Origin of the sequence: Phormidium sp. CCY1219, from assembly GCF_035615515.1 — a bacterium.
Taxonomy (GTDB): Bacteria; Cyanobacteriota; Cyanobacteriia; order Cyanobacteriales; family Laspinemataceae; genus CCY1219.
This window is the reverse complement of the sequence record NZ_JAJENT010000223.1, coordinates 1-13,229: the sequence shown is the minus strand read 5'-3', so window position 1 is coordinate 13,229 and position 13,229 is coordinate 1. Positions and strand designations below refer to the sequence as shown.

Here is a 13,229-nt window from a genome sequence, read left to right as displayed (position 1 = left end):
CAACTGTTACGAACCCTTCATCCAAGGAGAGGGTTTTTTCAACTTACCGATTAGTTAAACTCGGACTCGTTGGAAACCACGTTACCTCTCCTCCGCATGTGGCAAATACTACAACTTGACTTACCGATTAGTTAAAATCGGACTCGTTGGAAGCTCGAACTCTCCAGTCACGCCTGCGGAGGCTGTGACTCCATAACTTCTTACCGATCGCTTAAAATTGCACTCGTTGGAAAACCTTAGAAATCAACAATGGTACCCATTACTTCGGCTTCACTTCCCGATCGCTTAAAATCGGACTCGTTGAAAACCAGAACGTTGCGCCAGTAGCAGCATCCGTTACACTGCCGTCTCTACCGATTCATAACCATCAGGCTGAGGAGAAACCCCGTATCCTAAAAACCCCGATCGCATCTTCAACCGCCCAAAAAAAGAGAGATGTTTTCGCCACATCTCTCTCTTTTCGCGGTTTTCCTGCGATTGAAACAGCAACTTTAACTGAATTCCCGCTTTCGCAGAAATCACAACTCAAGTCGGTTGAAACCGACTAAAATATTTGTCCTGTAAGGCTTTCAGTCGGTTTCCAACCGACTCGAGCTATGAGGCGTGGGTTTGCAACCCACGCGCCTATCGTCGGGTGACTATAGCGCTGTCGCGCATGGCTTCGCTAGCGATCGCCTTAGCGCGATTTCAATCCTTTGAGTCACATATAATATAGTCACTAGGAGACAAAGCCTCCGGAGGCGTTCCCAGCTCATGCTGGGAACGAGTCGCGAGTGGCGGATACAGTATGTGATAAACCAACCTAGCCATACACTTCCTGAATCCAGGCCCATTCGCGGGTTAAGCCTTCTTCCAACGACACCAGGGGATTGTATCCCATGATGCGTTGAGCCTTAGACACATCCGCACTGGTATGACGGGCATCGCCCACAGCAGATTCGATATACTGGCGACGGATGGGGCGGCCCACCACCGTTTCCATCGTCTCGATGACATAAGCTAAAGACACGCGAGAACCGCCGCCGATATTGAACACTTCCCCCGGGGCATCCGGGGCAGTTGCCGCCCCCAAATTTGCGGCGATCGCATCGCTAACATAAGTAAAATCTCGCGTTTGCTGCCCATCGCCGAAAATGACAATTTCCTCATCTTTCAGCGCCGCCTGTAGGAACTTGTGAAACGCCATATCCGGGCGCTGACGCGGACCGTACACAGTAAAATAGCGCAATCCCGAGACCGGCACGCCAAAATTGCGATAATATAACAAACAAAGCTGTTCCGATGCCAACTTAGTAATCCCATAAGGAGAAACCGGTTGAGGGCAGGTATCTTCTCCCGTCGGCATCTTTTGTGCATTGCCATACACCGAAGAAGAAGAGGCAAACACAAACCGCTGCAGGTGTGTGGCATTTTTTGCTGCTTCCAGCATCACCTGAGTGGCATTCAGATTGCGTTCGGTATAACCGCGAAAGCCGGTGCCCCAACTGGCGCGCACTCCCGCTTGTGCCGCCTGATGGTAAACCACCGCCACATCATCGAGCAGCGATCGCCAATCCAAATCCTGGATATCCGCCTCAATCAGTTGAAAATCCGGGTGAGTAGCAAACGGCTTAATATTGTGCCGCTTAAAACTCGGATCGTAATAATCGTTAAAATGGTCGATGCCGATAACTCGTTCTTTGCGATCGAGCAATGCTTCCACCAAATGAGACCCGACAAAACCCGCCGCCCCCGTGACGATATTCGTAGCCATAATTCAAGCCCAGATAAACGCAAACCCTATTGTAACCAAACTCCGATTATCAATGCGAGTTGTTTTAGCATATTTTAAAGTAGAATCGAAGCCGATCGCGCCGGGTTTGCGCGCCCGGTAAAAACTGACCTTGACAGCGAGGATGAGAGTGAAAATTTTAGTTGTTGGTAACGGAGGGCGCGAACATGCCCTGGCTTGGAAGCTGCTACAATCCGATGAAATCGAGCGAGTGTTCTGCGTTCCCGGCAATGGAGGAACCGCCGCAATGGAACGCTGCGAAAACATTCCCTTGACAGTGGACAACTTTTCCGGTATAAAAGACGCCGCCAAAGAGCGGGGCATCTCCTTAGTCATCATCGGACCGGAAGTGCCCCTAGCGATGGGAATTGCCGATTACCTGCAGCAAGAGAACCTGATGGTATTCGGGCCGAGTCAAGCCGGCACCCAACTAGAAGCCAGTAAATCCTGGGCGAAAGGATTCATGCAGGATGTGGGAATTCCCACCGCGCGATCGGCAGTATTCACCGACGAAGAAGAAAAAGCAGCGATCGCCTATGTCGAAAAAAACGGCGTCCCCATCGTCATCAAAGCCGATGGATTAGCAGCCGGCAAAGGCGTCACCGTTGCCACCACCCGAGAAGAAGCCAAAAACGCCATTCACGACTCATTTGCCGGGAAATTCGGCTTATCGGGCGAGTGCATCGTCATCGAAGAATGCTTAACCGGGGAAGAAGCCTCCGTACTTGCCATTACCGATGGATTAACCGTGCGCCCCTTACTGCCCGCGCAAGATCACAAAGCGATCGGCGAAGGGGATAGCGGACCGAATACTGGCGGGATGGGAGTCTATGCCCCTGCCCCCATCGTCACCCCAGAATTAATGGACCGGGTGCAAACCGAGATATTAGAGCCAGCGATCGCCCGCATGCGAGAAAGAGGCATAGACTATCGCGGCGTTTTGTATGCCGGCTTGATGATTTCCCCCGACGGCGAAGCCAAAGTCTTAGAATTTAACTGTCGCTTCGGGGATCCGGAAACCCAAGCCATTTTGCCCTTATTAGAAACCCCCCTGCACGAACTTCTTCTCGCCTGTGCCCAGCAGCGACTCAGGGAGATGCCCCCGATTCGCTGGAAAGCGGGAGTCTCCGCCTGCGTGGTCATGTCAGCCAAAGGATATCCTGGAGACTATGAAAAAGGAAAAGCGATCGCCGGATTAGAGAAAGCCGCCGCCCGGGGGGCGATAGTCTTTCATGCCGGCACCGCATTAAAAGACAGGCAACTGGTGACGGCGGGGGGACGAGTCTTGGGCGTCACCGCCTTAGGCGAAGACTTCGATCGCGCCTTTGCCAATGCCTATGCCGGCATCGAGTGCATCGAATTCGACGGTGCATACTACCGAAGAGACATCGGACATCGGGTGCGATCGGCGCAATAGAATTCCACGTGCAACAATATAAGTAAAGCAAAAAACTCATCCCACCGATGCGGGAGTGGCATTTCTGTCACCCGATGAAGCGCATCCGGGTCAGCACTAGCCCCCCGCATCGGCAAACCTTGAATTATCATTGCCTTCCCTAGAGAACGGAAGAACCTTGCTGGCTATACTCAAACAAATCGGAGAAATCATTGCCCGTTGGTGGTCCGACTTTACCATGCAGACCAAACTGATGGCTGCAGCCACATTAGTCGTGTCATTAGTAATGAGCGGGCTGACATTTTGGGCCGTCAACACCATTCAGCAGGATGCCCGCCTTAATGACACCCGCTTTGGGCGCGATTTAGGGCTGCTGCTGGCTGCCAACGTAGCCCCTTTAGTTGCCGAACGCGATCGCGAACAGGTGGCGCAGTTTTCCCATCGGTTTTACAGCAGCACCAGCAGCGTGCGCTACATGCTTTATGCCGATGCAGAGGGAAAAATCTTCCTCGGGATTCCCTTTTCCCAATCCGAGGTGCAAAATTCCCTCACCATTCAGCGTCGCATACAGCTTCCAGTGGGTTTTGCCACCCATTCCGAATTGCCGATGGTGCGACAGCATCGCACCCCCGATGGAGAAGTCGCCGATGTATTCGTGCCCTTAATTCACGAAGGAGAGTATTTAGGGGTACTCGCGATCGGGATCAATCCCAACCCCACCGTAGTCACCTCCTCGAATTTAACCCGAGATGTGACCATTGCCGTATTTATCTCCATTTGGGTAATGGTGATTTTAGGAGCCGTATTCAACGCCCTGACCATTACCAAACCCATCAAAGAGCTGCTGGTGGGGGTAAAAAATATTGCCGCCGGGAATTTCAAGCAGCGAATCGATTTACCCGCCCAGCGAGAACTCAGCGAATTGATCGGCAGTTTCAACGAGATGGCGGAACGACTAGAACGCTATGAAGAGCAAAATATCGAAGAGCTAACGGGGGAAAAAGCCAAACTAGAAACCTTAGTATCCACGATCGCCGATGGCGCAGTTTTGCTCGACACCACCCTGCAAGTAATTCTCGTCAATCCCACCGCCCGACGAATTTTCGGCTGGGAAGGCAAAAACATCGTCTCCGAAAACGTCCTCTCCCTGCTACCCGCCCGCATCGCCACCGAATTAAGCCCCCTACTCTCGGAAATGGCAACCGGAGACTTTCCTCCGCCCCGCAACGAGTCGGAGAGCGACAATACCGATGCCACCTATCTGTACCCCTCTCGAGAAGGAGGAGAATTCCGCATTACCTTAACCGAACCCACCCGGCGCACCGTTCGCATTTTGTTGACTACTGTCTTGTTGCACAAAGCGCGGGGGGAAGAACCCCTGTGCAACAGTTGCACCTATCATTTGGAGAATACCTGCTTTGCGCCGCAACATCCCTACGCCCGGGAATGCACCCTTTATCAAGAAGACGAGCAAACCAATCCGTTAGAGCATCATTATCGCGAAAGTCTCAAAGGGATTGCGATGACGGTGCAGGATATTACCCGCGAGGTGGAACTCAACGAAGCGAAAAGTCAGTTTATCAGCAATGTGTCCCACGAACTGAGAACGCCGTTGTTTAACATTAAGTCATTCATCGAAACCTTGCACGAATATGGCGAAGACTTGAGCGAAGAAGAGCGGCAGGAATTTCTCGAAACCGCCAATCGCGAAACCGATCGCCTCACCCGGTTGGTGAACGACGTACTGGACCTCTCGCGCCTGGAATCCTGTCGCGTCTATCATTTTGAAGCGGTGGACATCCTCCAACCGGTGGAGCAAACCCTGCGAACCTACCAGCTCAATGCCAAGGATAAAAACATCGAACTGATTCAAGATGTTGCGCCGAATTTGCCCCCAGTGGTGGCTAACTACGACCTTTTGCTACAGGTGTTTGCTAATTTGGTAGGAAATTCCCTGAAGTTTACCGAATCGGGAGGACGGATCGCCATTCGGGCGTATCTCGTTGACCCAGAAGAGGAAGAATCGAAAGGCAACCCGCAATGTTCGATTGTCAATCCTCCATCCCAGCAGAATTCGCTAATGGTGCGGATTGAAATTGGGGATACGGGGATTGGCATCGATACGGAAGATCGAGAGGCGATTTTCGATCGCTTTTTCCGGGTGGAAAATCGGGTGCATACCCTGGAAGGCACGGGATTGGGTCTCTCGATTGTCAAAAATATTATCGAAAAGCATCATACTCAGGTTCATCTGGTGAGCGAAGTGGGGGTGGGTACCACGTTTTGGTTCGACCTCGCCGTTTATCAATCTCCAGAATCCCCCGAAGAACATACCGAGTCAGGGGCGATCGCTCCGAGTAATGGCTCCGCGATCGCTAATTTTACCCCGGCGAAGGTTATCTAAACACTGCTTTTTTAGCCATGAAAATCCTAATTGTTGAGGATGAACTGGAAATTTCGCGCATCGTTCAGCGCGCTTTAGAAGCGGAAGGATTTACCTGTCTGACTTGTCGCGATGGGTTGACGGCGTTGCGCCTATTTGAAGAGGAACAACCGGATTTGTTGGTGTTGGATCTGATGCTTCCCGGGTTGGATGGATTGGAGGTTTGTGCCCGCATCCGCCAGCAACCCGGTCCGAAAGATCCTTACATTTTAATTTTGACGGCGCGCGGGGAAGAAATCGATCGCGTCATCGGGTTGTCTACCGGGGCGGATGATTATATGGTCAAACCGTTTAGTCCCCGGGAATTGGTGGCCCGGGTGCGGGCATTGTTGCGACGCAGTTTGCGTCAAGGGGGCCAAAGTTCGCAAGTTTATCAAACCGAACATTTTACCTTGGATCTCGATCGCCGAATTGCCACTCGCCAACTCAATGGCGACACTGAAGAAACTTTGGATTTAACTACGTTGGAGTTTAATTTGCTCTCCACCTTTTTGAGCTATCCCGGGCGAGTGTGGAAGCGATCGCAGCTCATTGAAAAACTCTGGGGCGATGACTTTTTTGGTGACGAGCGAGTGGTGGATACCCACGTGGCTCGCTTGCGAAAAAAAATCGAACCGGATCCGGCAAATCCTTCTTTTATTAAAACCGTGATTGGCGTGGGATATAAATTTGAAGACTGAATCCCACCCGATTGCCTCGTTTGTTCTTTCCCTTTCCTGTGCCTAACCTCCAAGCCTCGATCGGGTTGGACTTTACTCATTACCATAGAGTTAGCGGTTTGTAGGGTAGGCAGGCAATAGAACAGATAGGCGATCGGCACCGCTCTCCACTGACTTTGCCCACTCTACCATGTTGTACTGATTACCACAAAACTAGAACAAAGTCAAGAAAAAAATTGTAATTTGGCAGCGATCGCGATCGCCCCTGGCTCTGGCGATTTATGCTACAAATGACACTAAGGGACTACCCTATCCCGCCGATATGTTGAAATTCCCGAAACCGCCATGAGAAACCGCTGAAATTTGGAAAAAAATGCCACTTTCAAATGCCGATTTGATTCGATTAAATCGGTTTAATTTTACAAAAAAAGCTTAATTTAAAAGCCAGTGGTGATTTATCGGCAGCCGATAACTAGCGCGATCGCCCCGGGATTTACTTGTCATCATTTGCGCGATAAACGTATGAATTCACCCGCACAGACCCCACACTCTCCAGAGCCGATTTCGGCAGCGAAAAACGACGCCGAATCCCTTAACCTGATTTCTAGTATATTTTTTAACCTCTCTGCCGATTTATTTTGTATTATCGGCGCTGATGGATATTTCAAGCGCGTCAATCCGGCATGGACCGGGGTATTGGGATGGAACCCAGAAGAACTGCGCTCCCATCAGTGGAGCGAACTGGTTCACCCGGAGGACCGAGAGTTCTCGATCGTCAAACCGCCAACCCCCGAAAAAGCGGATGTTGCCTGTAAAAATCGCTATCGCCAAAAAAATGGCACCTACCGCTGGATTTCCTGGAAAGCCTCCCACTACAAAGACGGACTCATCTATGCCGTAGGCAGAGACATCACCGAACAGCAAGAGTTAGAAGCGGCAGCGAGACAAAGGGAGCAACAATATCGTACCCTAGTAGAGACCTCGCGGGATTTAATTTGGTCCGTGGATTTGGCAGGAAACTGGACTTTTGTCAACCCAGCGATGAAAGAGATTTACGGGTACGAACCCCACGAGGCGATCGGGCGGTCATTTTTGGAATTTATGACCCCAGAGCAACGGGAGAAAGATGCAAAGGTCTTCGAGGGAATTAAAGCTGGCGAATCCTGCTTTCGATACGAAACCATGCATCAGCGAAAAGATGGTACGCCGGTTTATCTCAGTTACAATGCCGTAGTTTTGCGCGACTCGCAGGGCAATATTATCGGCACCACCGGCACCGCCACCGACATCACCCAACGCAAGCACTACGAAGCGCAGCTGAGACAATCCCAGCAAAAACTAGAGATCCATCTGGAGAAAACCCCCCTCGCGGCGATCGAATGGAACCTGAATTTTGAAGTTAGCAACTGGAATCGTGCCGCCGAAAGCATTTTTGGCTACAGAGCCGAAGAGGCGATCGGGCGTCACGCCCTCGACTTGCTCGCGCCAGAACATGCCAAAGTTGAGATTAACGATATTTTGCAAGCTCTGCTGAACCAACAGGGGGGAATTTACAGCACCAACGAGAACGTTACCAAAGATGGGCGGATTATTATCTGCGAATGGCACAACACCCCATTAGTCAACGCCGCCGGTGAAATGGTAGGGGTAGCATCCTTGGTGCAGGATGTCACCGATCGCATTCAGACCCACCGCGCCCTAGAACAGAGCCAAAAGCGGTTCCAGAAACTCGCCGATAACCTGCCTGGAATGGTCTATCAGTACCTCATGCGAAGCGATGGGTCTAGTGCGTTTCCCTATGTTTCCTCCGGTTGTCGCGAACTGCTCGAACTCGAGCCAGAATATATCCGGGAGCATCCAGATGCAGCGATCGCCCTGATTCACCCGGATGACTTAAGCGCCTACTACGACTCCCTAGCAATCTCGATGGCAACCCTGCAACCCTGGCGGTGGGAAGGGCGGTTTATCCTGCCTTCTGGAACCCTCAAATGGCTGCAATCTGCGGCGCGTCCGGAAAGACAAGCGAATGGGGATCTGCTTTGGGAAGGGGTGGTTCTCGATATTACCGAGCGCAAACAAGCTCAAGACGCAGTAGCCAGAAGCGAAGCGAAATGGCGCGCTTTGATTCAAAATAGCTCGGATCTGATTGTCATCTTGGATGCCGAGGGCGTCATCCGCTACCACAGTCCCTCAACAGAGCGCATCTTAGGCTATTCTAGCAGTTCCCTGCTCGGGGAAAATGCCGCTGCGTTCATTCATCCCGAGGATTTAGACAACGTTGCCCAAGCCTATGAAGAAGTGTGCCGCCACCCGCAAGCGACGGTAAAAATCGAGTATCGCGTGCGCCACGTCGAGGGATATTGGCTATTTCTCGAATCGATCGCAGCCAATTTGCTGGAAGAACCCGCCGTTGCAGGGTTAGCGGTCAACTCCCGCGACATCACCGAACGCAAGCACGCCGAGGAGGCGCTCATCTACGCCAATGTGGAACTCGAACACCGGGTGGAGAGCCGCACGGTGGAACTGAGAAGCAGTTTAGCTCAATTGCGCCAGGAAATCATCGCCCGATCGAGCATGGAAAATGCCCTGCGCGAGAACGAACAACGATTCCGGGCGATTTTTCAAAATGCGGCTATTGGAATTGCCGTCAGCAGTCTCGACGGACATCTGTTAGATTGCAATCCCGCCTTGCAAGCTATGTGGGGCTATTCCAAGCGAGAATTGCTTGGCAAACCCTTGGAAGAATTGAGCGATCCGCAAGAGTGGTCGACAGAAAATAAATTAGCGGAGGAGATGTTAAGCGGCGGGGCACCGGGGTATGGAATGGAAAAACGCTATCGGTGCAAAGATGGGCGGGTGATTTGGGGTCGCTTGAGTGTTTCGCTGGTACGCGATCGCACCGGTGAGCCGCAATTTGCGATCGGGATGGTGGAAGATATTACCGCGCGCAAACAAGCGGAAATGGAACTGATGCTCACCCGCAAGGCGGTGGAAAGTTCCAGCGACGCGATCTCGATTGCCGATCGCACCGGACGCCATATCTATCACAATCAGGCGTTTTCCCAGTTGTTTGAATACCACACCCCGGAGGAGTTGAATGCGGCGGGCGGACCCCAGGTGCTTTATGTGGATGCGGCGATCGGCGCGCAAGTTTTTGACAGGATTATGGCCGGTGAGTCTTGGAGTGGAGAAGTCATCATGCGAGGGAAAAGCGATCGCATCCTCCAGGTCCTCCTGCGAGCCGACGCCATTAAAGACCCCTCGGGACAAATTGTCGGCCTCATCGGCATCAGTACCGATATTTCCCAGCGAATCCGCGCTGAAGAACAAATCAAACATGCCCTCCATGCTGCAGAAGCGGCAAACCGCGCCAAAAGTACCTTCCTGGCCAATATGAGCCACGAACTCCGCACCCCGCTCAATGCCATTATTGGCTACAGTGAAATCCTCACTGAAGAAATGGAAGACCTCGGCGCGGCGGATTTAATTCCAGATTTGCATAAAATTCGCACCGCCGGCAAACATTTGCTGGCTTTAATTAACGATATCTTAGATATCTCTAAAATCGAAGCGGGACGCATGACCCTGTACTTGGAACGGTTCGAGGTCAAACTGTTACTTCAAGAAATTATCAATACCGTCCAACCACTGGTGCAAAAAAATCGCAATTCCTTAATTCTTACCTGCGAGGAGTCGGTAGAAACCATGTACGCGGATCTGATGAAAGTCCGCCAAATTCTGTTAAATTTGCTCAGCAATGCCGCAAAGTTTACTCAAAACGGTCGGATTACAATAGAAGTAACTCAAGAAGACAATCGAGAACCTTCTTCTCCTGGGGAATCCTTGGTGCGCTTTCGCGTCACCGATACCGGCCTCGGAATCTCTGTAGAACAAATGGAAACGATATTTCAGGCATTCCAGCAAGCGGATCTTTCTACCACCCGCCAATATGGGGGAACTGGGTTGGGACTGGCGATCGCGAGGCGCTTCTGTGAGATGATGGGGGGTAAAATTTCGGTGCAAAGTCAAGTGGGAGAAGGCTCGACCTTTACGGTTGAATTGCCGATGGAAGTTAAGGAGAGTTCCACCGATTCCTCGTGAAGCAGGCAAGGAGTTGAGGTTTGCTCTCGTCTTCAGGGGAGAAAGGGCGATCGCACCCTTCCTGACCCATTCATTCAATCCCAGGGCAACTGGCGAAGGTTTTATGCCATGATTGAAACTATGAGCAAACTCAGATTGCGATCGCGTTTATTATTCTCTCATCTGTTCGTCCTCCTGGTGGGCGTTATCGTTTTGGTGATTACCGGCAAGCTCTCTTCCCCGCGCTTTTTTGTGGTTCATTTGCAACAACTCGAAGGCCAAGGGTTTAACCTGCGCTACGTCCGCACCTCGCTTGTGGATGTGTTTGAAACTACCTGGAATCGCGGCACGTTTTGGTCCGTTATTGTGGGTACAACCAGTGCGGGGTTGTTGAGTTATGTGGTCGCCAAACGTATCACGAAACCCCTGACTCAACTGGAAGAAATTACCCAAAAATTTGCCACCGGTCATCTCGATGCCCGCATGCCAACTAGCGAAATTCCCGAACTCAACCGCCTTGCGGCTAGCTTTAACCGTATGGCTGCCAGTTTGGAAAATGTGGAAAATCGACGCCGAGAATTGATTAGCGACCTGACTCACGAACTGCGAACTCCCCTAACTATCGTGCGCGGCAATTTAGAAGAACTGGAAGATGGCACCCTACCCCCGGATCCGGAAATTTATCACCGATTGAGCCAAGAAATGCGCCGCCTGGAACGGTTGGTTAACGATCTGCAAGAACTGTCTAAAGCGGAGGCGGGTTATCTACCGATAAATCTGCAACCCATTAACGTTCTTCCGATTTTAGAGGCATTAGTGGAGCGATTCGCCGATCAATTGCTCGAAGTTGGGCCAGATCTGCGATTGGAAGCACCCGCGCAATTGCCCCCAGTCTACGCCGATCGCGATCGCTTGCAGCAAGTTTTGGTCAATTTGCTGGGCAATGCCTTGCGTCATACCGCTACTGGGGAAATCGTGGTGCGCGCTAGAACCGGTACCGGTTATCTTTGGATCGCCCTCTCCGATACGGGCACCGGTATCCCTCCGGAGGATTTACCCCACGTGTTCGAGCGCTTCTGGCGCGGCGAGTCCGGCGGCGGGACGGGCACCGGCATCGGATTGGCAATTTCGCGCCGTTTAGTAGAATTACAAGGTGGTCGCATCGAAGTGGAAAGCGAACTCGGACAGGGCAGTACCTTTCGCTTTTGTCTCCCTTTGGCTTGAGCGATTGGATTCCTCTGGAACGAATTTTCTCGGGGGGTTGAAAATGCGATCGGCGATTTGGGCACTTTGTGCAATTTACGCAATTTATGCTTGCACCGCTTTCCTTTTTACGTTCTGCAATTTATGCAATATTTACTTTGATAACCGTGATTTTGATGACCAAAAGCGAGGTAAAAATGCAGGAAGAAAAAATTTCTAAAGAACGTCTACTCTGGAAACTGGAAAAACTCCGCCTGGAAGTCAGTAACTTGAAGCAGGAACAAACCGATCTGGAACTGTCTGTTGAATCCCTTTCCCTTCGCGCTCAGCAACTTGAATATCTGTTGTCCCAGTCAAATGAAAAACTGGAAGCGGAAATAAGCAACCGCCAGAGTCGGGAAAAAACCCTACAGTTTGTTATTGCTCTTTTACTGCGGGAAAAAGCCGATCTGGAAATTATGCTGGAAACCACCATCGAACATGCCGATATTGTGGAAGAACTGTTGCACGATCGCTGCATTCGCGATCCGCTCACCGGTCTGTTTAATCGCGGTTATTTGGAAAAATCTCTGCATCGTGAAATCTCCCGCGCCCAACAAAATCAGCGATCGCTCGGCGCAATTGTGGTGGATGTGGATCATTTTAAACGCTTTAACGATACCTTCGGTCACGAAGCAGGCGATTTGGTGCTGTGCGAATTGGCGCGCTTCCTGCAAACCGAAAGTCGTCCCGCCGATATTGTCTGTCGCTATGGCGGTGAAGAATTTCTGTTAATTCTACCCGAATCCTCGTTGCAAGTGACTCAGAACCACGCTGAATATCTGCGCCAACAAGTTAAACAGCTACAGTTGCACTATGGCGATCGCCCCTTGAACAACATTACAATTTCAGTTGGCGTGGCCCTCTTTCCCCAACATGGCACTACCGCTCAAGCTGTGTTTCAAATGGCCGATGCGGCTTTATACCGCGCCAAAAGTCAAGGACGCGATCGTGTGGTCGTCGCCGAACTTCCAGTTTTTGAATAACCCCCTTTAATTTATCAAATACCCCCATAATAATTCTTTTATTTTTGATTTAATTTCCAGAGCTAAACCCAACGTAGTTTGGGCATTTTTTAACCTACAATTCCATCAAAATCAAAAAATAATACTGCCGAAAAATTCAAACTGATTATTTTTGATTGAATTCCCGAAGTAAAAAAATACCTAGTTTAAGCAATTCATAGCCTACAATTTCATCAAAATCAGTGAGTCATCCCATTTTTCAAAACCCCCGATTGTCTTGGATGCTCCCAACCCCCGTACTCTAAACGTTTATTCCTCTGTCCTCCCCCTTTTTAAAAAGAATGGCAGGGGTATTCAAAGGGGCTACAGATATGAATCTCTAGCAATTATAGAAAAAGGATATATAGCAGTTCTCCTATTGGTGAGGTAGAGAATTTTTCACCTCGGAGGTGCCGACTCGGTTGGGACACAAATGCCTGCTTACTACATCAAGAAAGAGAGCTGCTATATTTCACTACCACCACGCGATCGATGGAAAGAAACTCTCGCGATAACCGCAACAGTTATTTCACCGCCAGCCCAACCCTCCACTCCAAGGCTGGAAAAAAACTGTTGCGTTCGCCTGATGGTTATTTCCCCAGCAGTCCAATCCAGGGCTGGAAAAAAACTGTTG

Annotated in this window: 7 protein-coding genes; 6 read left to right on the top strand and 1 reads right to left on the bottom strand. The window is 50.8% G+C overall.

The window, feature by feature from the left end; all coding sequences use genetic code 11:
• Window positions 1–802 precede the first annotated feature (802 nt).
• The gene (locus LKK83_RS02010) at window positions 803–1,753 is read right to left on the bottom strand and encodes an NAD-dependent epimerase/dehydratase family protein (protein WP_324629104.1); all 951 of its coding nucleotides are present in this window, start codon (window positions 1,751–1,753) and stop codon (window positions 803–805) included.
• Window positions 1,754–1,901: 148 nt separating this feature from the next.
• Here LKK83_RS02010 and purD point away from each other — a divergent pair, with 148 nt between their 5' ends.
• The 6 genes from purD (at window position 1,902) to LKK83_RS01980 (ending at window position 12,577) form a co-directional block, all read left to right on the top strand.
• On the top strand, window positions 1,902–3,188 hold the full coding sequence (gene purD / locus LKK83_RS02005) for a phosphoribosylamine--glycine ligase (RefSeq protein WP_324629103.1): 1,287 nt from the start codon (window positions 1,902–1,904) through the stop codon (window positions 3,186–3,188).
• 157 nt (window positions 3,189–3,345) lie between these two features.
• Window positions 3,346–5,571: an ATP-binding protein gene (locus tag LKK83_RS02000; RefSeq protein WP_324629102.1), complete on the top strand. Its 2,226-nt coding sequence runs from the start codon at window positions 3,346–3,348 to the stop codon at window positions 5,569–5,571.
• A gap of 17 nt (window positions 5,572–5,588) precedes the next feature.
• The gene (locus LKK83_RS01995) at window positions 5,589–6,290 is read left to right on the top strand and encodes a response regulator transcription factor (protein ID WP_324629101.1); all 702 of its coding nucleotides are present in this window, start codon (window positions 5,589–5,591) and stop codon (window positions 6,288–6,290) included.
• Window positions 6,291–6,716: 426 nt separating this feature from the next.
• Complete coding sequence (locus LKK83_RS01990) at window positions 6,717–10,370, top strand: PAS domain S-box protein (RefSeq protein WP_324629100.1); 3,654 nt, start codon at window positions 6,717–6,719, stop codon at window positions 10,368–10,370.
• Window positions 10,371–10,490: 120 nt separating this feature from the next.
• Window positions 10,491–11,573: a sensor histidine kinase gene (locus LKK83_RS01985; RefSeq protein WP_324629099.1), complete on the top strand. Its 1,083-nt coding sequence runs from the start codon at window positions 10,491–10,493 to the stop codon at window positions 11,571–11,573.
• Between the two features lie 146 nt (window positions 11,574–11,719).
• A complete protein-coding gene (locus tag LKK83_RS01980; protein ID WP_324629105.1) occupies window positions 11,720–12,577 on the top strand; it encodes a GGDEF domain-containing protein in 858 nt (285 codons plus the stop codon).
• Window positions 12,578–13,229: the final 652 nt, after the last annotated feature.

Coding starts and splice junctions, on each gene's coding strand:
- LKK83_RS02010 (WP_324629104.1), bottom strand. CDS start 1,753: ATGGCTACGAATATCGTCACGGGGGCGGCGGGTTTTGTCGGGTCTCAT.
- LKK83_RS01995 (WP_324629101.1), top strand. CDS start 5,589: ATGAAAATCCTAATTGTTGAGGATGAACTGGAAATTTCGCGCATCGTT.
- LKK83_RS01985 (WP_324629099.1), top strand. CDS start 10,491: ATGAGCAAACTCAGATTGCGATCGCGTTTATTATTCTCTCATCTGTTC.